Here is a 354-nt window from a genome sequence, read left to right on the forward strand (position 1 = left end):
CGTCGTGCGGGTCGAGGCCGACGCCCCGACGACGACCGGCGCGCTCGCCGCGGCCCTGCCGGCGCCGGGCGCGGTCATCCGCAATCCGCCGCTGCCGCCCCGCCGCCCGGCCGACCTCGCGGCCCTCCCGGCGCCCGCCCTCCAGACCTCGCTCTTCGCCACCCGGAGCGGTCCATGATCATCCGACAGTTCCTGGCCTCCACGCAGCACACGTCCGCCGGCCACCGGGCCGAGGCCGCCCAGGCGCTGGCCCGGGCCTACCTCTACGGCAATCTCGGGCCGGAGGCCGCCTGGGAGGCCAAGACCGCGATCCTCTCGCTCCTCGACGACCCGGCCCCGGTCGTGCGGCGGGCG

Annotated in this window: 1 pseudogene; it reads left to right on the forward strand. The window is 78.5% G+C overall.

Annotation, left to right across the window (positions count from 1 at the left end):
* Positions 1–174: 174 nt before the first annotated feature.
* Positions 175–354: pseudogene (locus AX737_RS07625) on the forward strand (hypothetical protein); the annotation flags it as partial.

This window comes from Methylobacterium sp. CCH5-D2 (genome assembly GCF_001556475.1).
GTDB classification, from domain to species: Bacteria; Pseudomonadota; Alphaproteobacteria; order Rhizobiales; family Beijerinckiaceae; genus Methylobacterium; species Methylobacterium hispanicum.